The 26981-nt window shown below is 68.6% G+C and carries 25 protein-coding genes and 1 pseudogene; 13 read left to right on the forward strand and 13 right to left on the reverse strand.

The features are described from left to right. Positions 1-47: 47 nt before the first annotated feature. Positions 48-2798 (reverse strand): helix-turn-helix transcriptional regulator, encoded by a 2751-nt coding sequence (locus E0H75_RS19780; RefSeq protein WP_202873059.1) that lies wholly within the window; start codon positions 2796-2798, stop codon positions 48-50. A 96-nt stretch (positions 2799-2894) separates the two neighbouring features. Further along, the gene (locus tag E0H75_RS19785; RefSeq protein WP_165553858.1) at positions 2895-3524 is read right to left on the reverse strand and encodes a sigma-70 family RNA polymerase sigma factor; all 630 of its coding nucleotides are present in this window, start codon (positions 3522-3524) and stop codon (positions 2895-2897) included. A gap of 185 nt (positions 3525-3709) precedes the next feature. On the opposite strand from E0H75_RS19785, the gene E0H75_RS19790 reads away from it, so the two are divergent. Beyond that, the gene (locus E0H75_RS19790) at positions 3710-4258 is read left to right on the forward strand and encodes a GNAT family N-acetyltransferase (protein ID WP_131515055.1); all 549 of its coding nucleotides are present in this window, start codon (positions 3710-3712) and stop codon (positions 4256-4258) included. A gap of 78 nt (positions 4259-4336) precedes the next feature. Beyond that, the gene (locus E0H75_RS19795; RefSeq protein WP_131515056.1) at positions 4337-6070 is read left to right on the forward strand and encodes an L-aspartate oxidase; all 1734 of its coding nucleotides are present in this window, start codon (positions 4337-4339) and stop codon (positions 6068-6070) included. Between the two features lie 45 nt (positions 6071-6115). Here E0H75_RS19795 and E0H75_RS19800 read toward each other — a convergent pair whose 3' ends face one another. Further along, positions 6116-6937 (reverse strand): hypothetical protein, encoded by an 822-nt coding sequence (locus E0H75_RS19800; protein WP_131515057.1) that lies wholly within the window; start codon positions 6935-6937, stop codon positions 6116-6118. Between the two features lie 174 nt (positions 6938-7111). On the opposite strand from E0H75_RS19800, the gene E0H75_RS19805 reads away from it, so the two are divergent. Then, on the forward strand, positions 7112-9547 hold the full coding sequence (locus E0H75_RS19805) for a glycosyl hydrolase (RefSeq protein ID WP_131515058.1): 2436 nt from the start codon (positions 7112-7114) through the stop codon (positions 9545-9547). Here E0H75_RS19805 and E0H75_RS19810 read toward each other — a convergent pair. Genes E0H75_RS19810 through E0H75_RS19825 form a run of 4 tightly spaced genes read right to left on the reverse strand, consistent with a single transcriptional unit; the run spans position 9544 to position 13378 of the window. Beyond that, positions 9544-9945, reverse strand: a complete 402-nt coding sequence (locus E0H75_RS19810) for a tautomerase (protein WP_131515059.1) — start codon at positions 9943-9945, stop codon at positions 9544-9546. The genes E0H75_RS19805 and E0H75_RS19810 overlap by 4 nt on opposite strands. Positions 9946-9958: 13 nt before the next feature. Next, on the reverse strand, positions 9959-11290 hold the full coding sequence (locus E0H75_RS19815) for an amidase (RefSeq protein WP_131515060.1): 1332 nt from the start codon (positions 11288-11290) through the stop codon (positions 9959-9961). Then, positions 11287-12462: a hypothetical protein gene (locus E0H75_RS19820; RefSeq protein WP_131515061.1), complete on the reverse strand. Its 1176-nt coding sequence runs from the start codon at positions 12460-12462 to the stop codon at positions 11287-11289. Before E0H75_RS19820 ends, E0H75_RS19815 begins: the two co-directional genes overlap by 4 nt. Positions 12463-12466: 4 nt before the next feature. Beyond that, entirely contained in the window at positions 12467-13378 is a 912-nt protein-coding gene (locus E0H75_RS19825) for a nitrilase family protein (protein WP_131515062.1), read from the reverse strand. Between the two features lie 123 nt (positions 13379-13501). Between E0H75_RS19825 and E0H75_RS19830 the strand changes: the two genes are divergently transcribed. Further along, positions 13502-13945 carry a winged helix-turn-helix transcriptional regulator gene (locus tag E0H75_RS19830; RefSeq protein WP_131515063.1) on the forward strand — a complete coding sequence of 148 codons (444 nt, stop codon included), beginning with the start codon at positions 13502-13504 and terminating at the stop codon, positions 13943-13945. A 63-nt stretch (positions 13946-14008) separates the two neighbouring features. After that, positions 14009-14413: a VOC family protein gene (locus E0H75_RS19835; protein WP_131515064.1), complete on the forward strand. Its 405-nt coding sequence runs from the start codon at positions 14009-14011 to the stop codon at positions 14411-14413. A 42-nt stretch (positions 14414-14455) separates the two neighbouring features. Here the strand turns inward: E0H75_RS19835 and pcaD are convergent, their stop codons facing one another. Continuing rightward, positions 14456-15208 (reverse strand): 3-oxoadipate enol-lactonase, encoded by a 753-nt coding sequence (pcaD, locus tag E0H75_RS19840; RefSeq protein ID WP_131515065.1) that lies wholly within the window; start codon positions 15206-15208, stop codon positions 14456-14458. 77 nt (positions 15209-15285) lie between these two features. Between pcaD and E0H75_RS19845 the strand changes: the two genes are divergently transcribed. Beyond that, positions 15286-16224, forward strand: a complete 939-nt coding sequence (locus E0H75_RS19845) for a LysR substrate-binding domain-containing protein (protein ID WP_131515066.1) — start codon at positions 15286-15288, stop codon at positions 16222-16224. Here the strand turns inward: E0H75_RS19845 and E0H75_RS19850 are convergent. Next, on the reverse strand, positions 16151-16969 hold the full coding sequence (locus E0H75_RS19850) for an IclR family transcriptional regulator domain-containing protein (protein ID WP_238163147.1): 819 nt from the start codon (positions 16967-16969) through the stop codon (positions 16151-16153). The two genes, E0H75_RS19845 and E0H75_RS19850, sit on opposite strands and share 74 nt — an antisense overlap. Positions 16970-17096: 127 nt before the next feature. On the opposite strand from E0H75_RS19850, the gene E0H75_RS19855 reads away from it, so the two are divergent. The 6 genes from E0H75_RS19855 (at position 17097) to E0H75_RS19880 (ending at position 21860) form a co-directional block, all read left to right on the forward strand. Further along, positions 17097-17648, forward strand: a complete 552-nt coding sequence (locus E0H75_RS19855; protein ID WP_131515068.1) for a flavin reductase family protein — start codon at positions 17097-17099, stop codon at positions 17646-17648. Between the two features lie 11 nt (positions 17649-17659). Then, positions 17660-19228: a 4-hydroxyphenylacetate 3-hydroxylase family protein gene (locus E0H75_RS19860; RefSeq protein WP_131515069.1), complete on the forward strand. Its 1569-nt coding sequence runs from the start codon at positions 17660-17662 to the stop codon at positions 19226-19228. Positions 19229-19239: 11 nt separating this feature from the next. Continuing rightward, the gene (catA, locus tag E0H75_RS19865) at positions 19240-20085 is read left to right on the forward strand and encodes a catechol 1,2-dioxygenase (RefSeq protein WP_131515070.1); all 846 of its coding nucleotides are present in this window, start codon (positions 19240-19242) and stop codon (positions 20083-20085) included. Then, entirely contained in the window at positions 20085-21236 is a 1152-nt protein-coding gene (locus tag E0H75_RS19870; RefSeq protein ID WP_131515071.1) for a muconate/chloromuconate family cycloisomerase, read from the forward strand. Before catA ends, E0H75_RS19870 begins: the two co-directional genes overlap by 1 nt. A gap of 3 nt (positions 21237-21239) precedes the next feature. After that, on the forward strand, positions 21240-21518 hold the full coding sequence (gene catC / locus E0H75_RS19875; protein ID WP_131515072.1) for a muconolactone Delta-isomerase: 279 nt from the start codon (positions 21240-21242) through the stop codon (positions 21516-21518). A 129-nt stretch (positions 21519-21647) separates the two neighbouring features. Next, positions 21648-21860, forward strand: a complete 213-nt coding sequence (locus E0H75_RS19880) for a hypothetical protein (RefSeq protein ID WP_131515073.1) — start codon at positions 21648-21650, stop codon at positions 21858-21860. Positions 21861-21889: 29 nt separating this feature from the next. Here E0H75_RS19880 and E0H75_RS44195 read toward each other — a convergent pair. Next, positions 21890-22468 (reverse strand): annotated as a pseudogene (locus tag E0H75_RS44195) (cysteine hydrolase family protein). 144 nt (positions 22469-22612) lie between these two features. On the opposite strand from E0H75_RS44195, the gene E0H75_RS19895 reads away from it, so the two are divergent. Next, complete coding sequence (locus tag E0H75_RS19895) at positions 22613-24079, forward strand: M81 family metallopeptidase (protein ID WP_202873060.1); 1467 nt, start codon at positions 22613-22615, stop codon at positions 24077-24079. Between the two features lie 9 nt (positions 24080-24088). Here E0H75_RS19895 and E0H75_RS43130 read toward each other — a convergent pair whose 3' ends face one another. From E0H75_RS43130 to E0H75_RS19905, 3 genes are all read right to left on the reverse strand, one after another. After that, positions 24089-24232, reverse strand: coding sequence for a hypothetical protein (locus tag E0H75_RS43130; RefSeq protein ID WP_165553860.1), 144 nt, complete (start codon positions 24230-24232; stop codon positions 24089-24091). Positions 24233-24304: 72 nt separating this feature from the next. Then, positions 24305-24979 carry a VOC family protein gene (locus E0H75_RS19900; RefSeq protein ID WP_131515076.1) on the reverse strand — a complete coding sequence of 225 codons (675 nt, stop codon included), beginning with the start codon at positions 24977-24979 and terminating at the stop codon, positions 24305-24307. Between the two features lie 57 nt (positions 24980-25036). Next, positions 25037-26893 carry a heparinase II/III domain-containing protein gene (locus E0H75_RS19905; RefSeq protein ID WP_131515077.1) on the reverse strand — a complete coding sequence of 619 codons (1857 nt, stop codon included), beginning with the start codon at positions 26891-26893 and terminating at the stop codon, positions 25037-25039. Positions 26894-26981 lie beyond the last annotated feature (88 nt).

Consider the following 26981-nt stretch of genomic DNA (forward strand, 5'->3'; position numbering starts at 1 on the left):
CCGCTCCAAGCGCGTCGAGTCGCGAGCTTGAGTGCCTGAGGGAGTGACTAGCCGGTCAAGGGGTTGGGGGTGGGGCGGAGTTGGCGGCGGGAGGTTATGCCTAGTTTGGTGAAGACTTTGCGGAGGTGCCATTCGACGGTGTGCTGGCTGAGGAAGAGCTTGGCGCCGATCTCGGCGTTGGTGAGGCCGGTGCCGGCCAAGTCGGCGATGTGTGCCTCCTGCGCGGTCAGGCCGTCGCGCGCGCGTTGCGTCACTCCGTTGACGACCTCGCCGGTGGCCGCTAGCTCGCTGCGCGTCCGTTCGACGAAGACGTCGGCGCCGGCTGCGGTGAACATCTCGTACGCCGTCCGGAGTTGCGTGCGAGCGTCCTGGCGACGGCCCTCCCGGCGCAGCCATTCGCCGTACAGCAGATGGGTCCGAGCGAGATCCACCCGGGCGCGCGTCCGGCCGAGGAGTGCGATGGCCTCCTCATAGTCGGACTCTGGTTCTTTGGCCATCACGGCGCGCGAGCGGGCGAGCAGACCGAGGGCCCAGTTGGTGCCGCTGGCTCGCGCCATCTCGGACAGCCGGTCGAAAGCGTCCGAGGCCAGGTCGGCCCGGTTGCACCGCATGGCGGATTCGATCAGCTCCGGCAGGGCCCAGTTGGCGACGCCGAGGTCCTTCGGATCCTCGGTGGCGGCCCGGGCGAACTCGAGCGCCTCCGGGTAGCGCGCGAGTCCGTTCATCAGGAACGAGCCGACCCACTGCGTGAAGGACATCCCGCCGCCTTCGCCGCGTGCCCTGACATCCTCCAGACTCGCCGCGATCAGCGGGGTGGCCCTGGCGACATCACCTCGCCACACCGTCAGGCCGAGCGTGCCGTACGGCGCCAGGCCGAGTCCGGTCGCGTCGGAGATCGTCCGGATCTCGGCCACGAGCGACGTGGCCGCCGCGAACTGCCCGGCGAACAGATGCAGGAACACTCGCGAGTTCAGCACCAGCGGGAGCCCGGCGAGATCGCCGAACTCGCGGGCGATCCGGATGTGCCGGGCGGTCAGTACATCCCAGTACTCGTCGTCCCAAAGAACCACCGCATAACGCGCAGCCAGCCACAGCCAGCGCAGATCGGCCGGCTCGGCGAGTTGTTCGTCGGCGAACGCGCGGAGCGCCTCCCGAGCCAGCGGGAACGCCGCCGTGTACCCGTCAGTGAACATGGCCGCCTCGGTCTCCAGCAGCAGGTCGTGCTTGCGGCGGGTCGTCGGCGGCGGTGCTGTGCGAGCGGCCTGCGACACAGCGGCCTGGACGGAGTCCGGGACGAGGCGGCCGGCGAACATCGCTGCCATCATCGCGTCGAGGTAGGTGTCGCGGGCGAGATCGGCGTCCAGCGGCTCGATGCGCCGGGCCGCGTCAAGGAGCAGATGGACCGAGTCCGCGGTGTGACCGGAGGCGAACCCGATCTGTGCCCGGAGCAGGTTCACCTGAGCAGAGTGGAGCGCGCTGACCGAGACCTCGTCGGCGGTGACGAGCAGCTTCAGCGCCGTCTCGAACGCGCCTGCCCCGAGGGTGACCTGGGCCGCGGTGACGGCGCGTTGCGCGCGCAGGGCCGGGTCCGGAGTCAGCTCGGTCGCTCGCTGCAGGAACGCGGCCGTGGCCGCAACACCGCCGCGACGCTGGGCCCGATCGGCGGAGCTGATGAGTTCAAGTGCGATGTCCTCGTCGGGGCCGTCCGCTCCGTTGGCGCGGTGCCAGGCGCGGCGGTCGGGATCGTAGCCAGGGTCGATCGCCGCCGCGATGGCCTGGTGGACCTCGCGACGATCGGCCGAGGTCGCCGCCCGGTACGACGCCGATCGCACCAACGGATGCCGGAACCGCACCCGGCGACCGATCTCGAACAGCCCGGCCGTCTCGGCCGGCCCAGCAGCACTCACCGGGATCCCGAGAATCCCGAGCGCCCGGAGCAACAGCGGTACGTCGCCGACCGGCTCGGCTGCCGCGGTGAGGAGCAGCTTCTGCGTCTCCGGCGGAAGCGCCCGCAGCCGCTGGGCGAAGTTCTGCTCGATCTGACTCGCGAGCGGCCGGGCGTCCGGGCGCTCGAACCCACCGGCCAGTTCGGCAGCTGTCAGTCCGTGCGGCAGCTCCAACAGCGCCAGCGGGTTGCCGCGGGTCTCCGCCACGATCCGGTCCCGGACATGCTCGTCCAGCCGTCCCGGCACCACGGAGTCGAGGAGCGCGCCGGCCTCGGGATCAGAGAGTCGCCCGACGACCAACTCCGGGAGACCTCGCCATTCAGGACCGGTGACGGGCTCGCGGACGGCGAACACCAGCCCGATGCGATCCGCGAACAGCCGGCGACCGACGAAGGTGAGCGCCTGCGCCGAGGCTTGGTCGAGCCACTGTGCGTCGTCGATCACGCACAGAAGTGGCTTCTGGTCGGAGGCCTCGGCCAGCAGGCTCAGCGCCGCCGCACTGACCAGAAACCGGTCCGGTGGGCCACCTGCCTCGAGGCCGAACGCGACGGCGAGCGCCTCGCGTTGCGGCCGGGGCAGCTGATCGACGTGGTCCATCAGCGGCAGGCACAACTGGTGCAGACCGGCGAACGGAAGCTCCATCTCGGCCTCGACGCCCGCAGCCCGGGCCACCCGGCAGTCACCGGCGTGGCCGGCCAGGTAGTCGAGCAGTGCGGACTTCCCGATGCCCGCCTCGCCCCGGACGACCAGGACCTGGCCCTGACCGGAACGCACGCCGGACACCACCCGATCCAGTTGGGCACACTCAGCCCGCCGCCCGCGCAGCTCCTGTGCGGCCCCGCCGATCGTCACGAATCACCACCCCTCACCTGAGGCTAGTGCCCTGCGCCGATCGATGACAGCGAACCCCGTGGATGTCTCAGATCCGCGATCTGCTGGGGATTTGCATCAACTTGCCTGCGCGGCGAGGTCCGCGGTGAGGAGTTGTTCGAGGCCGGTCAGCTCGCCGGCGCTGGACGCCGACGCCAGGGCACGACGGAGCCGATCGTGTGCCGCCGGGGCGACCGGATGACGGCGGTCCGACGACAACCGGTCGCGGGCCCGCTTCACCAGTTGCCTGGCGTTCGGCGCACCGATGTGCAGCGTGTCGGCGATCTCGCGGTACGGGTACTCGAAGCCCTCCCGGAGTACATAGGTGGCGCGTTCCGCGGGTGACAGTCGCTCCAGCAGGAGTCGTACGGCGTGGTCGACGGCCTCCTGGCGTTCGATCACCGCGTGCGGATCGGCACCACCCTCTGCGCTCTCCTCGGACAGCCATGGGGCGACGTACGTCTCGTGCCGGTGCCGCGCGGACTGGACGACGTTGATGGCGAGCCGGCAGGTCGCGGTGGCGAGGAACGCCGCTGGGTCGGCGACGGCGGCCCGGTCGGTGCGCTGCCAGCGCAGCCAGACGTCCTGGACGAGGTCCTCGGCCTCGTGCACGTCGCCGACGATCCGGTACGCGATCCGGAACAGCCGTGGGCGGAGCCGGACGAAGTCCGACACCGCTTGATCGAGAGTGGCGGTCTGCGTACTCACGTCAGAGGGCTCCTTCAGTCGTCGCTGGGGGCTTGCGAAGGACTCCTGACACCGTCCCCGAAGGACCGTGGCGGGCGCGCCCTGGAAGTCCGTGGTCGAGCCCGTGGTCTCCGTGGGGTGTCACGGGTGCGAACCTTGTGCGGTCAGAGAAGTGCCGACTGGTTCCTTGAGCCCAGGAGCGTGAGATGAAGCCGACGATCGAGACCAACCGACTGGTCATCAGGCCGTGGCGCGACGCGGATGTGCCGGACGCGTTGGTCATCTACGGCGACGAGGAGGTGACCCGCTGGTTGACACCGGCGATGAGCCGGATTCCGGACGAGTCGGCCATGCGGGAGGTGCTGCACGACTGGGCGGCCCAGGACGTGGCACCGGCCAGTCACTGGGCGGTCGAACTGCGTGAGTCCGGGCGGGTCATCGGCGGAGTGGCTCTGCTCCGGCTGGAGCCATGGCAGGACCTCGAGGTCGGCTGGCAGCTCGCCCGTACGGCGTGGGGTCACGGCTACGCCTCGGAGGCAGGGGAGGCGGTGGCGCGGTGGTCGATGCACAAGGCGGACGTCGAGGAGCTGTTCGCCCTGGTCAATCCGAAGAACGCCCGCGCCGCGGCGACGGCCGAGCGGGTCGGCATGGAGGCGATCGGCGAGACGGATCAGTACCACCACCAGCGGCTGAACCTGTACCGCCTGCGCCACGACGATCTGGCCTACCGCGACGACGAGTCCCCGGCGGTGTGACTGAGCAGACAGTCACAGATCGGTGCCCCGCGTGGTCCTAGCTGGTGAGACCACCGCCTGCAACGCGAGGAGATTCCGATGAGTACCACCGAACAGCAGATCGCCACGTCCGTTCTGGTGATCGGATCCGGTGGTGCCGGTCTGCGGGCCGCGATCGAGCTGGCCGAGCAGGGTGTGGAGGTACTCGTCCTCGGCAAGCGTCCGCGGTCGGACGCCCACACCTCGCTGGCCGCCGGCGGGATCAACGCGGCGCTGGCCACGATGGACCCGGAAGACACCTGGCAGCAGCACGCGGCCGACACCCTGCAGGAGAGCTACCTGCTGGCGAACCCGATCACGGCACAGATCGTCACCGAGGGTGCGGCCCGTGGCATCGAGGACCTCGAGCGGTACGGCATGCCGTTCGCCCGGGAGGCCGACGGCCGGATCTCGCAGCGGTTCTTCGGCGCCCACACGTACCGGCGGACCGCGTTCGCCGGTGACTACACCGGCCTGGAGATCCAGCGGACCCTGGTCAACCGCGCGGTCCAGCTCGGCGTCCCGATCCTCGACACGGTGTACGTCACCCGCATCCTGGTCCGGGACAACACCGTCTTCGGCGCCTACGGGTTCGACCTGACCACCGGGCGGCGCTACGTCATCCACGCCGACGCGGTCATCCTCGCCGCGGGCGGTCACACCCGCATCTGGCGTCGTACGTCGTCTCGTCGCGACGAGAACACCGGTGACTCGTTCCGCCTGGCGGTCCTTGCCGGGGGCAGGATCCGCGATCCCGAACTCGTCCAGTTCCACCCGTCCGGCCTGCTCGAACCCGAGAACGCCGCCGGCACCCTCGTGTCCGAGGCGGCACGTGGTGAGGGCGGTCAGCTGCGGAACGCGCTGGGGGAGCGATTCATGGCGCGGTACGACGCCGAGCGGATGGAGCTGTCGACCCGGGACCGGGTCGCGCTGGCGGCGTACACGGAGATCAAGGAAGGTCGCGGTACGCCGAACGGCGGAGTGTGGCTCGACGTGTCGCACCTGCCGCGGGAGACGATCATGCGGCGACTACCGCGGGTCTACCAGACGCTGCTCGAGCTCCAGATGCTCGACATCACCAAGCAGCCGATCGAGATCGCGCCGACCGCGCACTACTCGATGGGTGGCGTGTGGGTCCGTCCGGAGGATCACGGCACCGGTGTCGACGGGCTGTACGCGATCGGCGAAGCGGCCAGCGGGCTGCATGGCGCGAACCGGCTGGGCGGCAACTCGCTGATCGAGTTGCTGGTGTTCGGCCGGATCGTTGCCGAGGAAGCGGCGAAGTACTCGATCGGCCGGCAGTCCCAGGAGCGGTCCGCGGAGGCGGTCGCCGAAGCGCGGGCCGAGGTGGACGGGCTGCTGGCGAGCGACGGTCCGGAGAACGTGCGGGCGCTGCAGCGAGTACTCCGCGACACGATGACCACGCGGGCCGGTGTCGTGCGCGACGAGGCTGGACTGCAGGCGGGTGTGTCCGAGCTGACGGACATCGAGGACCGGATGACGCGGGTCGGCGTACATCCCGACATCGCCGGCTACCAGGACCTGGCTCACGCGTTCGACCTGAAGTCCTCGGCCCTGGCCGCGCGGGCGACTCTCGACGCGGCGCTCGAACGGCGTGAGTCCCGTGGCTGCCACAACCGGTCCGACTACCCGCACCTGGACGAGTCGCTGCAGGTCAACCTGGTGTGGTCCGGGCCGGGAGCAGTGGAGCGTGAGGCGATCCCACCGATCCCGGCCGAGCTCCGCAAACTGATGCGCGACGACATCTCGACCGAGGGCAAGCTGGTCGAGTGACCCGTACACCGGCCCGGCGCTGGGTAGAGCGGCGGGCCGGTCCGACTACTGGCCCTGGGTCAGGGCGTCGGCGAACTTCTTCCCGTCCTGGATCAGCTGCGCGTCGGTGCGCGGGCGCTTGGTCGCCGATGTCCAGGCGGTGCCGACCATCACGACGATCTTGCCGTTGGTGACGGCGCAGTCCCGGGCCCGTTCGTCCGAGCTGTAGCAGGAGCCGCCGGCAACCTCCTCGATCGGTGCCTTCACCCCGAGGAACGCCTCATCGAGTTCGGCGAGCGGGCCGTACGCCGTCACCGTGTACAGGTACGAGCCCGGAGTACCGCGGGAGGCGGGCGGCTTGTTGGCATAGAACTCCGCGGTGACCCACTTGTACTTCTTCGCGCGGGTGTCGTGCCACGACGGCGCGGACTCGACCGCGTAGTACCCGCCCGGCAGCGTCTTCGGCCAGCTGATCTGGGCGATGTCCGGGGCCGACGAACCGCTTCCGCCGCCGATGCCGTCCTTGAGTCCGACGGCGTCGAGGACGTTGTTGCGGAAGTTCTTGTCGATGACGAGGAAGAACGCCAGCAGCGCGACCACCAGGATCAGGATCCCCACCACCCGCTGCCCGGCAGACGGCTTCTTCTTCGGCGGCTGCCCAGGCGGCTGCTGCTGGAACCCCTGCGGTTGCTGGAACCCTTGCTGCTGGAACCCCTGCGGTTGCTGGAATCCCTGCGGTTGCTGGAAGCCAGGCTGTTGCTGGAAGCCAGGCTGTTGCTGGAAGCCAGGCTGTTGCTGGAAGCCAGGCTGTTGCGGGTATCCCGGTTGGGGTTGGTATCCCGGCTGGTAGCCGGGCGGGGGGTAACCACCTTCTGGGGGTTGAGACATGAACGACAGAACCTTTCGTCGGCAGCTCGATCCCCCCGGCGGAGATCCTAGGCGATCCGGCCTAGACCGCGGGACCAGGGTCGGCTGACCGGTAGTGGTCGAATTCGTTGACGGCAGGTTGCCGGTCGCGATGGGGTGAACGAACCGAGACAACCGAGTGCGGAGGCCGGTCCTGTGGCGACGGTGGACGACGTACGAAGGCAGTTCCGGACACCGCCCGCGGAAGGGCGGCCGATGGTGCGCTGGTGGTGGTTCGGCCCATCGGTGGAACGCGGTGAGCTCGAGCGTCAGTTGCGGGCGATGGCGGCGGCCGGCCTGGGTGGTGCGGAGGTCGCGTTCGTCTATCCGATGGGGCCGGTTGAGACGCCGTTCGGATCGGACGAGTTCCTGGAGCTCGTCGGGTACGCCGCGCGGACGGCGCGCGAACTGGGATTGCGGTTCGACGTGACGTTGGGCAGCGGTTGGTCCTTCGGTGGTGGGCACATCGGGCCGGAGCACGCGGCGCGTCGCCTCAGCTGGGATCGACGCGAGATCGGTGCCGACGCGTACGACGTACCTGTGGTGGCTGCGTGGCCCGGTGACGAGGTGGTTGCGGCCTTCGTGGGCGAGGGGTCGGCCGGCGTACCGGCGTCGTACGTCGAGGTTGCTATGAGCAACGGGATGATCCGGGTCCCGGCCGGGCGCGGACCGCGTGAGGTGCTGATCGCGTCGTCGCGGTTGACCGGGCAGAACGTGAAGCGGGCCGCGGCGGGCGCGGAAGGGCCGGTGCTCGATCACTACTCGGCGGCTGCGGCGGCCGAGCACATCAGATGCGTGGCCGAACCATTGTTGCTGGCAGCAACGCCAGAGCTGCCCGGGTCGGTGTTCTGTGACAGCTTGGAGGTGTACCGGGCGGACTGGACGCCTCAGCTGTTCGACGACTTCTCGCGGCGGCGTGGCTATGAGTTGCGTCCACGGCTGTACGAGTTGCTCGTCGACACGGCTGAGTCCGCGCAGGTGCGGATCGACTTCCGGCGGACGTTGTCGGAGTTGTACGAGGAGAACTTCGTCGCGGTCTTCCAGCGGTGGGCGGCGGGGCACGGCGTACCGTTCCGGATCCAGAGTTACGGCGAGCCGCCCGCGACCATGAGCAGCTATCGCTTCGCGGACCTGTTCGAGGGCGAGGGGTGGGGGTGGACGCGGCTGCCGGAGACTCGATGGGCGTCGTCGGCCGCGAGCCTCTACGGGCGGTCGGTCGTGTCGGCCGAGGCGTGGACGTGGGTGCACTCGCCGTCGTTCCGGGCGACTCCGCTCGATCTCAAGGGTGAGGCGCACGAGCACTTCCTGTCGGGCGTCAACCAGCTGATCGGTCACGGCTGGCCGTATTCGCCATCGAGCGCGCCCGGCGTCGGCTGGATCTTCTACGCCTCCGGCGCGCTGGACGACCGCAATCCTTGGTGGCCGGTTGCGCCGGATCTCTTCGGGTATCTGCACCGGTTGTCCTGGTTGCTGCAGCAGGGGACGCCGGTGCGGCCGGTGAAGGTGTACGTGCCTGCTGCTGAGGCGTACGCCGAAGGGTCGTTGAACTTGTATCGCACTGCGCGCCGGTTGATCGGTGACGAGGTCCCGCGGACGATTCGCGAGTCCGGTTTGGACTTCGACCTGGTCGATGACGATGCGCTCGAGTTGGTCGACCCGGGGCTGCTCGACCTCGGGCTGGTCGTCGTACCCGAGGGGTCGACGTTTGCCGGGGGAGTGGCGGTCGGTGAGCTGGTGGAGCGTTTGGCGGAGGTGCCTGGGCCGAGGGTGAGTCCTCGCGATGACATCGGTGTGGTGCATCGGCGGCTCGACGACGGGGATGTGTACTTCCTCGCGAACACCGGCAACCAGACCCGGACCTTCCAGTTCGACATCCCGGACGCTACCGCCGCCTTCGAACAATGGGATGCCGCTACCGGCAAGATCTCGCTGCACCGCCGCTCATCCGACGGCATCTCGCTGACGCTTCACCCCTACGAAGCAACCGTCGTCGTCCCCACTGACGACGCGGCGCCCGACCTGACCACCGAGAAGTTGACCAGGGCAACGATCCAGGCGTCCTGGCAGGTCAGTTTCGACAACTCCCCGTCGTCGGTCGAGCTGCCGCATCGGTGGGAGGACGATCCCGCACGGGCGGCGTACTCGGGCGCAGCGTCGTACCAGACTGAGCTCGAGTTGCCGGAGCTCGATCCCAAGACACGGGTTCTGCTGGACTTCGGCACCGGCGAACCCGCGCCCGCCGACACCGAGACGTACCTCCCCCCGAACTCCTACCGCGCGACGCTCGTCCCCCCGATCGGAGTCGCCGCCGAGATCTGGCTCAACGACGTTGCCTGCGGCACCCTCTGGTCCCCGCCGTACCGCGTCGACCTCACCGACGCCGCCGTACCCGGCCACAACACCCTCCGAATCACCATCCACAACACGGCCGCCAACGCCCTGTCCGCCGACCCCCACCTCCTTCCCCTCGTCGAGTCGGTCACCACCGACTACGGTCACCGCTTCGACCTCCAACACATCTCCCACGCCGCCGACGACCTGAACTCCGGCCTCCTCAACCCACCCACCCTCCTCCTCACCACACCCGCCTAGGCGGGTTCTCGTTCGTCGCCGCGCCAGTCCGTGTTGAAGCCGCCCAGATGCGGGTGGTACATGTCCTCGCCGTTGTGCTGGGTGAACTCGACCTTCAGCCAGACTGCGTCCAGTTCGAACATCTCGACACAGGTGTCGATCAGGGACTGCGCCAGCTGGGCGCGGACTTCGTTCGTGCGACCCTTGCGGATGTCGCACATGATCAGACCCGAAGCAGTGGGCGGACCGGACTGGTGGCACCGCCACACGCCTCCCGCGCCGAGGTCGTGGACGGAGACCGTGAGGAGGTCCATGCCGACCTGCATGATCTCCGCGTAGATGACGCCGACTCGCTGCGCCAGCGCTTGCTTGGTCGGTGCGTCGATGGTCAGCGGCAGGTCGATCTGGATCGATGGCATGTGCTTCCTTCCTTCAAATACTGGTGGTTTCGAGTGCCTGCGCCGCCTGGAACATGAGGTGCTCGTTGCCGGGGGCCGTGACAAGCTGAACGGCGACCGGCAGCCCGTCGAGCCGGCCGGCGGGCACGCTGAGCGCCGGTACGCCGGCCAGGTTCCAGGGACTGGTCAGGGAAAGCAGAGCCGCGCGTACTTCGAGCTCGGTACCGGCCACGGTGATTCGGCGATCGCCCAAGAGTGGCGCAACGGTCGGCACAGTCGGCAAAGCCAGTACGTCGTACGCCGACAACAGCTCGTCGACCGTGGCACGGAACTCGCGGCGGGCGTCGTCGGCTTCGGCGTACTGCGCTGCGGAGATGTCCTTGCCGCGATCGAGCCGGGCAACGACCTCCGGGTCGATGCGGTCCCGGTCGTCGTCGAGGTGGTGTTCGTGCACTTGGTACGCCTCGCGACCTTGGAGCGTCGAGAAGACCTCGAACAAGTCGTGATTCTTGGGGAAACCGCGCACGGTCGCCACGGAAAAAGGCGCACGCGTGACGAGATCCAGGGTCAGCTCCTCGATGCGTAGGTCCGCCACAGCGAGATCACCGGGCGGGATCCACCCGACCCCGAGTCGCTCGCCGCCGCGTGGCACGACGTGCCGGCTGCTGAGTGCCTCGTACTCGATCAGGACGTCCTCGGCGGTTGCCCCGAAGAGCCCGACATGATCCAGCGACGGGGCCAAGGGGTAAACGCCCGTGCTGGGGATGGCGTCATACGCGGGCTTCAGCCCGACGACCCCGCAGAGGGCTGCCGGCACACGGACCGAGCCGGCGGTATCCGTGCCCACCGTGAGTGGCACCATGCCGGACGCCACCGCGACCGCACTTCCGCCGCTGCTGCCGCCGGACATCCGGCTGGGGTCGGCCGGGTTGCGTGAGGCACCGTGAACAGAGCGGTCACCGGTCGCACCGTAAGCGAACTCATGCAGCGTGGTCTTTCCGATCATGACAGCCCCGGCGTCGCGCAACCGCCGTACGACCTCGGCGTCAGCATCCGCCGTGGCACCGAAGGACGTCGCGGATCCACAGGTGGTGGGCAGTCCGGCGATGTCGATCAGGTCCTTGATCGCCACCGGCACACCGTGCAGCGGGCCAAGATCGATGCCCGAGGCAAGCTGTTCGTCCGCTGCCCGCGCCGCCCTCCGCGCGCCCTCGTCGTCGATCAGGGTGAACGCGTTCAGCGTCGGGTTCAGCTCGTGGGTACGGCGCAAGGCCGCGTCGGTCAAGGCGCTGGCGGACGTCTCGCGGTCGCGGAGCGCTCGCGCGAGGCCGGCGATGGTGGGCAGGCGTTCCGTGGTTGAGGTCATGAAGTGAATCCCGGGAAGAGATCGAGCAGCGGCACCAGCAACGCCGTACAGATGGTCATTGAGGCGACGTTCCCGATGAACGGATGGACGGTGGCCGGCAAGCGGGCCGAGATGGCGGCCGCGACCGGTGGAGAGATGAGTGCGCCGGCCAACGCACCCACCACGATGGCCTGGGCCGTTCCGCCGAAGGCGAGTACGACGGCCGGCGCCACAGAAACGACCGGCACGAAAGTCGGGTAGAAGCCGTGCGCCTCCCAGCGTCGCCGCCAGATGAGTACTCCGGCGAAGGCGGTGAGGATCTGGCTGATGAGGACGGCCAGGAACAGGCCCGACCCGTACGCGATGCCGGCGGGGCTGATCAGTTGGGCGGCGACGGCTCCGAGGATCAGCGCCGCGCTGGCCCACTCGTTGCCGAAGAACTGTGCCTCGCTGAAGTCGGCCAAGGCACGGCGAGGAACCCACAGCAGACCTCTGGCCGGGGCGCTGCCCGGCGTGCCCGCGCGCCATGCGCCGGGAGCAGGCATCCAGGGCAGGCCGCGGCACAGCCGGAAGGCCACGATCGCCGCGAGCCACATCCCGGTGGTCGCACCGACGACGGGCGGAAGGTCCCACGGCTTGCAGACGTACTCGACCACGAGGATCGAGGCCGGCGGGGTCAGGAGAGCTCCGAAGGTCGCCGCCGTCACAGCGACCCTCCACCCAGGACCGTAGAGGACGACCATCGCCGGCGCCACCGAGACCAGCGGCACGAACAATGGCTGCCAGCTACCGGGCGCCAGCGTCCAGCCCCACGCGAGGTTCCCCAGCAGCAAGCCGGCGAGCGCGCTGCCGACCGCCCAAGGCCACAGCCCCGAACCGCACGCCTGGACGAATCCCTGCCAGCGCCACGACCTCCGGTGCGCAAGGTGACCCAGCAACCCGCCGACGAGCAGGAAGGCACCGGCGGGAGCCACCGCGTAGAACTGCGGTTCGCTGATTGATCCGGCCAACCAGGAGATCAGCGCCTCCGGATCGGCGTAGTCGCCGTCCCACGAGTGAGCTGCGGTACCACGAATGACTTGGCCAACCGTCCAGGCCGCCAAGGCGATCAGCAGGACGCAACCCAGCACGGCCACGGCGGGTGTGATCCAGCGGGTGCGCAGCAGGTTCGTCGTACCGCGGACTGTCGTCATGGCGTCACCGCGGCAGCGGAGCGCTGCGGTTGTAGCCGAGCATCTGGTCGTAGAGATCGGTACGGCGGTCGCGATGCAGATCGTTCAGCTGGTTCCAGATCGGCGCGGTCCGGGACGCCGTCAGATCGATGTCGGCGTAGACGATCGTGTCCTCGTCCGGGCCGGCGATCCGGTCGATCGGCCAGCCGTTCGTGCCCGCGATCAGGGAGTTCCCCATGAACCCGGCGCCGCGCTCCTGGCCGATCCGGTCCGCGGTGGCGATGAAGACGTTGTTGGCGTGGGCGGCGGTGATGGTCAGGTACGCCGCCATGCAGACACCGCTCGCGTCGTACAGCGGCGGTGGTGTCCAGACCCAACCGGTCGGGATGCAGATGATGTCCGCGCCCAGCTGTGCCACGATCCGCGCGGTCTCGGGGAACCAGATGTCCCAGCAGACGAGCAGTCCGATCCGGCCGATCTTGGTGTCGAACACCGAGAATCCTTCGTCGCCCGGCGTGAACCACAGCTTCTCGGTGTTCCACAGGTGGGTCTTGCGGTACCGGCCGATGTAACCCTCGGGACCGACCAGGACGGCGGTGTCGTAGAGCTTCTCGCCGGCCCGCTCGGCCACACAGCCGACGATGTAGACGTTTCGCTCGGCCGCGATCCGCGCGAACGACTCGACCGTGCGACCGTCGGGAACCTGCTCGGCGTGGCCGAAGGCCTCCTCGCGGGTCTCGAACACATAACCCGTGGTCGCGAGCTCGGGCAGCACGATCAGGCCGGCTCCCGCGTCCGCCGCGGCCGTCAGCCGCTGCTCCACCGCCACGGCGTTCGACTTCAGATTCTCGACTCCGACCCGCGGCTCGAACTGCACGACCGCGACCCGCACCGGACTCACTCGCTGGTCGGCCGTGCCCTCTACCTGTGCCGTCATGACGATCCTCCTCACGCAAATCTGGTTTCAACTTGAAACCGATTCTGGGAGCGTAGAGGACCTGGTTTATACTTGCAACCACTTGTTCGCGGGAATCTCCAGTGGTGAGGAAAGGGGTCGCGGATGCCGCGGCGTGTGACGCACGAGGGGGCGGAGTGCCCGGTCGCCCGGACGGCGGACGTCATCGGGGACCGCTGGTCGCTGCTCATCATCCGGGACGCCTTCGACGGCATCAGCCGGTTCAGCGAGTTCCAGCGCAACCTCGGGCTGGCGAAGAACATCCTGTCGTCGAGGCTGCGCGACCTGGTCGCGCAGGGGATCCTCGAGGTTGTTCCCGCCGCGGACGGCAGCGCCTACCGCGAGTACGCGCTGACCAGCAAGGGGCGGGACCTGTTCGTCATTCTGGTCAGCCTCAGGCAATGGGGTGAGGACCATCTCTTCGAGCCGGAGGAACCGCACTCGGTGCTGCTCGACACCAGAGACCAGCAACCACTCCGCAAACTCGAGGTCACTGACGCGACCGGCCACCCTGTGGACTCCACCGAGGCCTACGTACGCAAGGTCTGACGTCGTTCAACCGATCAGGAATCAAGAAGCACCAGCGGCTGGCCGGCTCGTAGCGTCTTTGTCATGGACATCACCATTCAAGCGAGTTTCCTGGCACATGAGGACGCGGAAGCGTCAGTTGCGTTCTACCGCGACGCGTTGGGCTTCGAGATCCGGCTGGACGTAGGTTCCGGCCAGCAGCGCTGGATCACCGTCGGCCCACCCGGGCAGCCCGACACATCGATCGTGCTGCACCCGCTCGGCACGAACAGCGACGACGAGCGGACGGCGATCACCGAGATGATGGCCAAGGGCACCTACGGCGTCATCATCCTGGCCACCGCGGACCTGGACGGCACCTTCGAGCGGATCAGGAAGACCGGTGCCACCGTCGAGCAGGAACCGACAATGCAGCCGTGGGGCGCCCGGGACTGCGTGTTCCGCGACCCCGCCGGAAACACCGTTCGCATCAACGAGATCGCGTCATGAGCCAGCAGCAGACGGCCCGCAGGCGGTATCCGGTCATCCGGGTCACCCCGCGGTGAGGTGGGTGGTGACGGCCGGCGTGATCACGTCCGGCCGTTCCGCGTTCGCCAAGTGTGCGGACCCGGGGACGACGATCAGCCGGCCGTCGGCGACCGTGGTCACGATCTGCTCCAAGTGGTACGGCGGAGTCGCCGGATCGTCAGCACCCGCGATCGCCAGCGTGGGCGCGGTGATCGCGGGCAGGTCGGGCCGCAGGTCCATCGTCGCGATCGCCTCACAGCACGCGGCATAGCCTTCCGCGGCGGTCGAGCCGACCATCTCCTCACATTCCTTGCGCAGCAAGGGATCCGCCTGCGTGAACCATCGCCGTACGACGGCCTCCGCGATCGCACCCGCGCCATGCACACGGACGGTCGCCGCGCGGTCCGTCCACGCCTGCACCGGTTCGAGTCGCGCGCCGGTGCACAGCACCACGAGCCGATCCATCCGCTCAGGGTTGCGGGCCGCGAGTCGTAGCCCGGTCATGCCGCCGAGGGACAGGCCGACGAAGTGCGCGCGCTCGACGCCGAGCCGATCGAGCAGAGCGATCACGTCGTCGGCCAGATCGTCGATCGTGTAGGGCCCCGCAGGACCGGCGGAGCGCCCATGACCGCGGGTGTCGTACCGCACGACGCGGAAGTGCTCCTCCCACGCCGCGAGATTGGCATCCCACATCGACCACCTGGCGCCCAGGGAATTGGACAGTACGACGACCGGCCCGCCGGCACGGCCGGTGACGACATGGTCAACGGCGTTCATCGCCTCACCGTAGGCGGTCGGACCAAGAGCGAGAAGTATCCATTTCGGCGTGATCAAGACTCTGCGAGTATGAATCGATGGAGCTCCGACATCTGCGGTACTTCGTCGCCGTCGCCGAGGAACGGCACTTCGGCCGCGCAGCGGCTCGCCTGCATATGGCCCAACCGCCGTTGTCCCAGCAGATCCGGCAACTGGAGGACGAGCTCGGACTGCGGCTGCTTCAGCGGACCACGCGCCGCGTCGAGCTGACCGCGGCGGGGGAGACGTACCTCGTCCGCGCCCAGGAGATCCTGACAGCGGTCGCGGCGGCAACGGACGAGGCCCAACGAGTGGCGGCGGGTTCTCAGGGCCGGCTCGTGATCGGGTGCGTCGGCTCAGCGACGTACAGCCTGCTGCCGCCGCTGGTGCGTCAACTCCGCGAAGACTTGCCCGGCGTCGAGGTGGCAGTGCAAGGCGAGATGCTCGCGCCTGCTCAGGTCGCCGCACTGCAGGCGGGTCAGATCGACCTCGGCCTGCTCCGCCGTCCGGTCGACGAGGCAGGTTTGCTCGTGCAGACCGTGCGCTCCGAGCGGCTGATCGTCGCCGTACCCGAAGGACATCGGCTGGCCGCACGCAAACGGCTGAGGCTGCAGGACCTGGCCGCCGAGGACTTCGTCATGCACGCCGGCTCCGGGCGGTCGGTGATGCACGGGACGGTTCTGGAGCTCTGCCGCGTCGCCGGGTTCGAACCGCGGATCCGGCACGAGGTCGCCGAGACGTCGACGTTGGTGACCTTCGTGGCGGCCGGCCTCGGCGTCGCGGTCGTGCCTGCGTCGGTCGCGGAACTCCAGGTGCCAGGAGCGGCGTACCGGCCGTTGACTGGCAAGCTCACGGTCGAGCTGGCTGTGGCGACGCGCGCCGACGACGATGCGCCGCCACTCCAGCGAGCGCTGGAGGTGTTGCTCAGAAGAATCCGTCGCGAGCAGGGATCGACGGCAGCGGTGCGTGGTTCCCGACCAGCCGGAGATCGTCGCTGATCGCCTTGGCCGTCTCCAGCATGAGCGGCACCACCTTGTCGACCACCTGCTCGGCTGTCATCCGCCCGGCCGTCGTCGAGTAGGCGAGCGCCGCCAGTACGTCGCCGTGCTGATCACGCACCGGGACCGAGGCAGACAGCAGCCCGTCTTCGAGTTCCGACTCGACGACGGCGTACCCCTGCTTGCGGACTCGATGGAGCGCGTCCCGGAACGTGGTCGGATCGGTGATCGTCCGGTGGGCCAGGCGCCGCAGACCGCCGGCGATGACGGCGTCCACGACCGACGCCTCCGCCCAGGCGGTGAGCACGCGGCCCATCGAGGTCGCGTACGCCGGAACGCGGCTGCCGACATCGACGGCGACACTCATGATCCGGCGGACCTGGACCCGGGCGACGTACACGACCTCGCTGCCGTCGAGCTGAGCGAGCGAAGCGGACTCCTGGGTCGCCTCGGCGAGCCGGAGCAGATGCGGCTGCGCCGTCTCGACGAAGCCGTGGGTGGCCGCGTAGTGCTGGCCGATCGTCAGCACGCGGGGCGTCAGTGACCACCGGCTGCCGTTCGCGACGACGTACCCGAGGCGTTGCAGTGTGAGCAGGATCCGGCGGACCGCCGGGCGGGAGAGCCCGGTCGCCGTGGCGACCTCCGCGAGGGTCGGATTCGGGTGCTCGGCGTCGAAGGCGAGCAGGACGGCGAACCCGCGCTCGATGCTCTGCACGTAGTCGCGCTCACTGCCCTCCGCGGTCATGCGCGTCATTCTCCCTCACGAAAATTGTTGAGCCCTTGACAGTCACCCGCGAGGACTCCATGGTCGTGGTGTACGCCAAGCGTACGAAATGTACGCAGAGCGTACAACACCTGGAGGTGACCCCCAGATGGATGCACGAGAACTGCGCAACGCCTTCGGGCAGTTCGCCACCGGCGTGACCGTGGTGACCTGCGTCAGCGACGACGGCGGTCCGCACGGCGCCACCGTGAACGCCTTCACCGCGGTCTCGCTCGAACCGGCGCTGGCGCAGGTCACGCTGAACCGGACCTCGAAGGCCTGTCAGTACCTGACCGGCAAGCCGTTCGCGATCAACGTGCTCGCCGACGACCAACTCGATGTCGCCTGGCACTTCGCCGGGCGCCCCGCGGACCGCGCCCCCGGCTGGGTCGACGGTCCGCTCGCTCCGCTGCTGGAAGGCGCGGCCACGACGATCTCGTGCCGGCCCTGGCGGACGTACGACGGCGGCGACCACCTCATCGTGATCGGTGAGGTGACCGCGGTCGGCATCACCGCCCGCGAACCGCTGCTGTTCCACGGCGGCCGGTTCGGCCGCCTCCGCCCGCCCGAGACCGGAGTGCACTGGTCCGGCTCGCTGGACTGCCCCGATCACGGCTGGTTCAACGCCAGCGCCGTCTTCACACCCCTCGCCCTTGCCTGAAAGGACCTTCCATGACCACGACCACGGCCTCCCCGGCCTCGCCGGACACCGCGCCGACGACCCGGCCGATGACCGGTGCGGAGTACCTCGATTCGATCCGCGACGACCGCGAGATCTGGATCTACGGCGAACGCGTCAAGGACGTCACCGAACACCCGGCGTTCCGCAATCCGACCCGGATGACGGCCCGCCTGTACGACGCTCTGCACGACCCCGCGACCAAGGACAAGATCACCGTCCCGACCGACACCGGCAACGGTGGCTACACCCATCCGTTCTTCCGTACGCCGCACAGCTCCGCCGACCTGCAGCGCGACCGGATCGCCATCGAGCACTGGGCTCGCCAGACCTGGGGCTGGATGGGCCGCAGCCCCGACTACAAGGCCAGCTTCCTCGGCACGCTCGGCGGCAACACCGAGTTCTACGCGCCGTACGAGGAGAACGCGAAGCGCTGGTACAAGGAGTCGCAGGAGAAGGTCCTGTACTGGAACCACGCGATCATCAACCCGCCGGTCGACCGCAACCTGCCGCCGGACGAGGCCGGCGACATCTTCATGCGGGTGGAGAAGGAGACCGACGCCGGCGTGATCGTGTCCGGCGCGAAGGTGGTGGCGACCGGTTCGGCGATCACCAACTACAACTTCATCGCGCACTACGGCCTGCCGATCAAGAAGAAGGAATACGCGCTGATCTGCACGGTTCCGATGGACTCCCCGGGCGTGAAGCTGATCTGCCGGCCGTCGTACACGATGCAGGCCGACGTGATGGGCAGCCCGTTCGACTACCCGCTGTCCAGCCGGCTGGACGAGAACGACACGATCTTCGTCTTCGACAAGGTGCTGGTGCCGTGGGAGAACATCTTCCTGTACGGCGACGTGGACAAGATCAACGGGTTCTTCCCGCAGTCCGGGTTCATCCCGCGGTTCACCTTCCACGGCTGCATCCGGCTGTCGGTGAAGCTCGACTTCATCGCCGGACTGTTGCTCAAGGCCCTCGAATGCACCGGCAGCAAGGACTTCCGCGGCGTGCAGACCCGGGCCGGCGAGGTGATCGGCTGGCGCAACCTGTTCCGCGCGCTGGCCGACGCGATGGCGCTGAACCCGGACGAGGGGCCGAACGGCAGTGTGCTGCCGAAGCTGGACTACGGCCTGATCTACCGCCAGTTCATGATCACCGGCTACCCGCGGGTGAAAGAGATCATCCAGCAGGACGTCGCGTCCGGCCTGATCTACCTGAACTCCAACGCGGTCGACTTCAAGACCCCCGAGGTACGCCCGTACCTGGACCGGTTCGTGCGCGGCTCGAACGGCTACGACGCGGTCGAGCGGACCAAGCTGATGAAGGCGCTGTGGGACTCGGTCGGCACCGAGTTCGGCGGCCGGCACGAGTTGTACGAGCGGAACTACTCGGGCAACCACGAGAACGTCAAGGCCGAGATCCTGTTCGCCGCCGAGGCGCAGGGCCAGACCGCGGCGATGAAGGGCTTCGCCGAGACCATGCTCGACGAGTACGACCTGGACGGCTGGACCGTCCCCGACCTGATCAACCCGACCGACGTCAGCCGGATCCTGAACCGCTGAAGGAGAGCATCATGACCACCATGCAGGATTCCCCGACCGCCGCCGGCTCCGGCGCCAGCGCGAGCTCGAACTTCAAGGCCGCGGCGCTGACGAGCGCCGGCGCGTCTCCGGAACGCGTGAGCACGGTCGTGACCGCCGTACTGCAGGGCGTGCACGCCGCGATCCGCGCGAATGCTGTGACCTACCCCGAGTTCCAGGCCGCCAAGGCCTGGCTGATGGAGGTCGGCGAGGTCGGTGAGTGGCCGCTGTTCATGGACGTCTTCGTCGAGCACGTCGTCGAGGAAGTCGCGGCCGACGCGCAGCACGGGACCAAAGGCTCGATCCTCGGGCCGTACTACCTGCCCGACCAGACCCGGCTGGCGGCGGAGTGCGAGCTGCCGCACCGGCCGGACGAGAAAGGTGAGCCGCTGGTGCTGTCCGGTCAGGTCCGCGACCTCGACGGTACGCCGCTGGCCGGCGCGGACGTCGAGATCTGGCATGCCGATGCCGACGGCTACTACTCGGGCTTCGCGCCGCACATCCCGCTCGGCAACCTGCGCGGTGTGGTGGAGACCGATGCCGAGGGCAAGTTCTCGATCCGGACCGTGCAGCCGGCGCCGTACCAGATCCCGACCGACGGGCCGACCGGCAAGCTGATCGAGGCGGCCGGATGGCACCCGTGGCGTCCCGCGCACCTGCACCTGATGGTGCGCGCCGACGGCCACCGCACGGTGACGACGCAGCTGTACTTCGCCGGTGGTGACTGGCTGGACTCCGACGTCGCCGAGGCGACCAAGCCGGAGCTGATCCTCAACCCGGCCGACGACGGCACCGGTACCCGGCGGGCGTCGTACGACTTCGAGCTCGAACCGGCGTGATGCCCAGCTCGGACGACGATCTCGTCATCGACCGGCTCGAGACCGTCATCATCGACGTACCGCTGCGCCGGCCGCACAAGTTCGCCCGCGTCACGATGACGGCCCAGCCGGTGCTGCTGGCTTTCGTCCACACCCGCGGCGGGGTTGTGGGTGTGGGCGAAGGTGTCGTCCCCGGCGGGCCGTGGTGGGGCGGTGAGTCGGTCGAGTCGATGAAGGTCACGCTCGACACGTACGTCGCCCCGCTGCTGCCGGGGCGGCGCGTCGACCGGATCGAAGAGGTGTGGCAGGACATCGCCGACCACGTGAACGCGAACCTCTACGCCAAGACCGCGGTCGAGGTCGCCCTGCACGACGCGTGGGCGCGGGTGCTGGGCGTACCCGTGCACACGCTGCTCGGCGGGCTCGCGCGGACGAGCATCGACGTGACCTGGGCGCTCGGGGCGGAACCCGAGGACCTCGTGGTCGAGGAAGCACTCGCCAAGCTGGAGTCCGGTGAGCACCGGACCTTCAAGCTGAAGATGGGTGCCCTCGATCCCGAAGCCGACACCCGCCGGGTCTGCGCGATCGCGGAGAAGCTGTGCGGATCGTCCGGCGTTCGCGTGGATCTCAACGCACGGTGGGATCTGAGCACCTCCAAGACCTACCTGCCTCGCCTCGCCGCGGCCGGTGTCGAACTGATCGAGCAGCCCGTGCCGGGGGAGCAGGTGGAGGCGCTGGCGGAGCTCAACGCGCTGCTGCCAATCCCGGTGATGGCGGACGAGAGCCTGCGTACGCCGGTCGATGCGTTGCGGCTGGTGCGGTTGCGGGCGGCCGACGTGTGGTCGATGAAGACCACCAAGGTCGGTGGCCTGCGTCGGGCCAGAGACATCGTCGCGATCGCCGCTGCCGCAGGGATCCCGTGCCACGGCGGTACGTCGATCGAGACCGGCATCGGCACGGCCGCCTCTCTGCACCTGGCCTGTGCTGCCCCCGGCGTCACCTGGGGGAGTGAACTGTTCGGGCCGAAGCTCTTCGCGGAAGAGATCCTCCGTACGCCGCTGCGCTACGAGGACGGCTCGCTACATCTGCCCGATGGGCCCGGCCTGGGCGTCGAACTCGACCACGATGCCGTCGCCGCGCTCCGTCGTACCGGCCTGACCCGGGAGGTTTGAGGCATGCTGTTCCACGTTCGGATGGACGTCTCACTGCCACCCGACCTGGACCCCGAAGTCCGCGCCGACCTGGTGGCCCGGGAGAAGGCCCGGGCGCTCGAGCTCCAGCGGGCCGGTGTCTGGCCGCAGCTGTGGCGGATCGTCGGCGAGTACGCCAACTTCAGCATCTTCGACGTACCGTCCAACGACACCCTGCACGACCTGCTCTCCAGCCTCCCGCTCTTCCCGTACATGCGGGTCCAGGTCACGCCGCTCGCGCACCATCCGTCGAAGCTCGACTGACTGGGCGATGATCTCGAGATCAGGTACAGCACCGACAAGTTCTGGAACCTGCACTCAAAGCGGCTGGCAGAGGACCCCGCGGACCTGAAGATCGACGGCTGGAACGCGTGGTTCACCTGGGACGATCTGGTGAACGCGCAGAAGAACGGCAAGCCGCTCTACGAGCCAGGCCCGGACAACGGACTGCGGATGGAGCGCAACGGCGTGGCGATCACCATCCGCTTCCTCGGCGGCAAGGCCGACAAGGCCCAGCTCCGCAAGATCGCCGAATCCCTCACCCTGCCCAAGGACCCGCGCGCCACGTCCCAGTGGTTCGACGCCACCAAGGCCATCCCGCGCTGACCGGCGTACCCGCGGCTCGCACCTGACCCTCAGGTGCGAGCCGCTTCACGCCATCGGGCCAGGATGTCGGCGGACTCGACCAGACGGTCCGGCTGGTTGAACCGGAGGAACTCGCGGACGGCGCGGTTGTCGGTCTCGTCGCCGAAGTCCTGCCCGGACACCAGGTCGGGCGCGACGAGGTAGTGGTAGCCGCGCTCTGACGCGCCGAGGATCGCGTAGAGGACGCAGCAGACGAGCTCGACGCCGCAGATGACCAGGCCGTCGATGTCGTTGGCGGACAGGAACTCCACGAACGACTCGCTCTGCCAGGAGTCGAAGCGGTCCTAGACGATGACGTCGGAGCCCGGAACCGGCGGGATGAACAGCTCGGCACCCCAGGAGCCGGCGGCGCAGAGGCCGTCCGCACGTTCCCAGCGGCGCTGGCGTTCGGTCAGGCGGTCCAGGTCGAGTACCTGCTGGGTGTACACCACCCGAGCACCCAGCTCGGCCGCTTTCCGGGCGAACTCGTTGGCCCGCAGTGCGGCGGCGGCATTGCTCGTGTTGGTGGGCGGTCCGTCACCGGCGATGTCCGGACTGCAGAAGTCGTTCTGGAAGTCGATCAGGACCACGGCGACGCGGTGGGGTTCGAGTCAATAGAAGGAATCCATGCCCCGATCCTACCGAGGCCGAGGTTCTGAAGCCCTCGCTTGCAGGAGCGAGAGAGCGCAGAATTGTGTGCGAAGGCAGCGTCGTACACATGAAGGAGCAATTCTGTGAGCTCATCAGCGGAGTCCGGGCGGTTGCGGATCGGGATCGCGGGGATCGCGATCGAGTCGAGTACGTTCTCGCCGCATCGGACCAGGCTGGACGATTTCCACGTGACCCGCGGCGACGAACTGCTCGGTCGGTACGACTTCCTCGCGCCGGGCAAGCCGCTGACCGAGGGCGTCGAGTGGGTGCCACTGCTGCACGCCCGCGCGGTCCCTGGCGGTCCCGTCGTACCAGAGGTGTACGACGAGCTCGCGGCCGAGATCTACGAGCGCCTGGGTGAGGCGGGACAGCTGGACGGCGTCTTCGTCGACATGCACGGCGCAATGAGCGTGATCGGCCGGACCGACATCGAGGCCGACCTCGTCGCGGGGATCCGCCGGATCGTCGGTCCCGACGTACTTCTCTCGACCGGGATGGATCTTCACGGCAACATGTCGCGCGAGTTGATCGGGCTGCTCGATCTCGCCACCTGCTACCGCAAGGCCCCGCACACCGACGCGTGGGACACCAAGGAGCGCGCGGCACGCAACCTGGTGGCACGGTTGCGTTCGGCCGGCCGGCCGCTCAAGGCGTGGGTGCAGGTGCCGGTGCTGCTGCCGGGGGAGAAGACCAGCACCAGGATCGAACCGGCCAAGAGCATCTATGCGCAGGTCGACGAGGTCGAGGCGATGGACGGCGTACTGGACGCGGCGATCTGGGTCGGGTACGCGTGGGCGGACGAGCCGCGCTGCCAGGCGGCGGTCGTGGTGATGGGCGACGACGAGCAGGTGATCACCGCTCAGGCGAAGCGGCTCGCGGACGCCTACTGGGACGCGCACGACAAGTTCGAGTTCGTCGCGCCGACCGGCACGCTCGGCGAGTGCCTTGACCAGGCGCTCGCGTCGACGGCCCGGCCGTTCTACATCAGCGACTCCGGCGACAACCCGACAGCCGGCGGGGCGGGAGACACCTCGTGGACCCTGGACAAACTGCTGCGCATGCCGGCGATCACCGAGTCCGAGCTGACCACGATCTACGCGGCGATCGTCGACCCCGAGGTGACCACGGCGGCGATGGAGGCCGGTGTCGGCGCGACGATCAGCGTCGAGGTGGGCGGCAAGATCGACTCCGAGCCGTGCGGTCCGGTTGCTCTGACCGGCCGGGTGACCGGGATCGACACCACTGCGGGCGCGGTGGCGCTCGCGGTCGGCGGGTTGCACGTCATCGTGACCATGCGCCGCAAGCCGTACCACATCGAGTCCGACTTCGTGGCCCTTGGACTGGCGCCGCGCGACGCCGACCTCGTCATCGTCAAGATCGGCTACCTCGAGCCCGAGCTGTACGCGATGGCCGCCGACTGGCTCCTCGCCCTCACCCCAGGCGGCGTCAACCAGGACCTCATCAGCCTCGGCCACCACGGCATCGACCGCCCCATGTTCCCCTTCGACCCCGACATGCCCGACCCCGACCTCACCCCCGAGCTCATCTGACGACAGGTGTCAGCGGCGTACCTCGTCGTCCTCCTCCGGCCGGTCGCCGTTCGCGGCGGCTGGAGGGGGAGGGGCGTCCCGCTCCGGGCCAGTGGGGGACAGCCAGGAGCGGGCGAGGGCCAGCGCGGCCTCGACGAATGACGGTCGCTTCACGAATCCCTCCCCGACGTGCTCAGGAAGTGAGACTCGCAGACCGCTCTTTCAGTTCACTTTCACGACTGGCGGTCACTCAGCTCCGGGCAGGAACAGGACGCGGTTCCCGTCCGGGTCGTGGGCGTCCGGCCGCGGCTCGGCCACCGCCAGACCGAGGTGGTTGACGTGGGTGCTTGCCGGCGGCAAAGACTTGCACAGCTTCACGGCGTCCGCGCCGATCCGGAAGTACGCCGCGTCGGCCTCGCCGGACGGCACCCGGTCCATGCCGAGGTGGTCGCCGTAGAACTCGACGGCGGCGTCGAGGTCCGGTGCGTCCAGCGCGATGTACGACAGCCGGCTGACCGGTCCCGACGTGATCGGCGGGACGCGAAACTCCTCCGACCGCTGGAGAAGCTCGACGCGTACGCCGTTCGGATCGGAGAGGAATGCGAGCCGGCCCTGGCCGCTGCCCGCCACCCTCGGCGTGCTGAGCTCGGCGTACCCGGCTCCGATCAGCCGGGCGTAGTCACCGTCCAGGTCGTCCGTCATGAACCCGACGTGGTTCAGCCCGTACGCCGCGTCCGGGTCGACCTCCTCGTTGTGGAGCAGTTCCACCAGCCCGGTCGCCAGCTGGATGTGCACCCGATGGACTCGCGGGCCGCTCATGAACAACCGGTCGACCACCTCGGCGCCGATCCCGGAGTAGAAGGCCAAGCTCGCATCCAGATCCTGGACACGACCACCGACATGGTTCAGTTCATAGATCACCGGACCATCATGGCAAACGTTTACCGATGACGCCACGAGGGATGACCGGATCTGGACTCAGCGGATCCGGGACAGGCGGCCGCTCGGCGTCACCCGGACGGTGGTCTGGCGCGCGCCGACGGTCAGGTCGACCAGCAGCATCGATCCCACGGTTCTGGTGCTGAAGGCAACTTTCTCGCCGGCTGCGGCCGGTACGACGGCCGACAGGATCGAGGCGGTCGGTCCGCTGCGGTTGAACTCGACCACGGGAGCCGGCACGTGGTGGAAGATGTCGGGGAAGTACCAGCCCTGGACGGGATCCTGCTTGCCCTGCTCGACTGTGATCGCGTCGGCCGGAAGCTGTTGCCCGTAAGGGATCTGCAGCAAGTACGTCTTCGTGCCGTCACCGGGTTTCGCGGCGACCGCCGTGGTCGGGGACTGCACTGTCACCTTCTGGCCCGGCGCCAGGTGCCACAACGTTTCGTAGCGCTGACTGGTGTTCGACTCACCGCGGTCCAGCGTGACGATCAGATCGGGATCCTTCAGCACGAGAACGTCCCTGGTCCGTTCCACCCCGGCCGCGGGTGTGTCGCGGAACTCGTAGTACTCCGAGGTCGGTGCCATCGCCGCGCTGAGCAGCGTGGTCTCGACCGGCGCGCCCTTGGCGGACGGGATCGTCATCACGTTGTGGGATGCCTGGCTCCTGGTCCACTCCTGCCACTTGTCGAGCTGGTATCCGGGGTGGCCCGGATCGATCAGGATGTCGCGGCCATGCGAGTTGTAGGTGATCGACATGTGGTCGTCGTGGCCGTGGTACCGGCGCGCAGCCCCGAACCGGATGCTGTACGTCGACTCCTGCGTGAACGGCCTCGTCTCGCCCCATCCGGTCCGGCCGAAGACGTAGCCGGCGTCGAAGATCGCGGTCCGCTTGGGCGGCTTCGTGCCGCGTGCCCCGAGGGTGGCGGCGTACTCCAGCGACGTACCGGCCGCGGCCTGCGGCTTCTGGCGTTCCGCGTCGCCGACCTGCGGGATCTCACCAGCTGCAGTGGTGGCGAGCGCGAGGAACTCAGCGAGCGCGTGTCGTCGCTGCTCGATGACGGATCCCGGATCGGCGCCGCAGCGTTGCAGTGCGGTGACCGCCTTGCCCCACAGCTGGTAGTTGAACATCGCGTACCCGATCGACTGCTCGTTCGTCGATCCCTGCGGGTCGATCGCGGTGGTGATTGCCTTGGTCAACCGTTCGGCCGCCCGGTCCTTCAGGTCGCTACGGCCGAGAGTGCAGCCGACGCCGAACATCGCGATGCTCTCGTCCGTCCCGTGGTTCGAGGGCCCGCTCCAGTTCTCGGTCATGAACCGCGCGTGGTCGAGCAGGGACTCGTCGAGCCAGGCGTACTGCGCCGGCAGCTTGCGGACATGCAGTCCGGACAGCACGGCCTGGCGGGCACAGATCAGCACGTTGGTGCGATGCATGGTCGACTCCCACGCGCCGACGTCGCCCTTCCACGGGTACGGGTTGTCCTTCACCCAGTCGCGGATGATCGCCGTCGTATGCGTCATCGCCTTGCGGTCGCCGGTCCGGGCCGCGATGATCCCGTGCCCCAACCACCGCAACGAATGCAGCCACATGTACCAACTCGGCTTGTGGTACGGGTCGGATCGCCACCGGATGTCCCCGGAGCCGTCGCCCACCTTGTAGGCCGGATCATTGCCCCAGGCAAACGTATCCCGCATCATCATCGCGAGCGGTACGTCCGCCTCGATCCCACTGAACCCTGGACACGCATACGTCCCATTCGGAGCAACCGGCGTCGACTTCACCGCACTAGGAGACGGCGTACTCCGCACCACCGCACTCGGAGTCGGATCCGCCGACACCACCGTGGCCTTCTCCCGCCCACCAGGCATCAACACCCTGATCGCCCCGGCAAACGCCACCGCACACACCACCACACAAACAACAGCCAGCCCAACCCCACTACCCCTATGCCGCGAACCCACCCCAGACCCCCTTCAGCCGCCGCCT

The organism is Kribbella capetownensis (genome assembly GCF_004331485.1).
Classification (GTDB): Bacteria; Actinomycetota; Actinomycetes; order Propionibacteriales; family Kribbellaceae; genus Kribbella; species Kribbella capetownensis.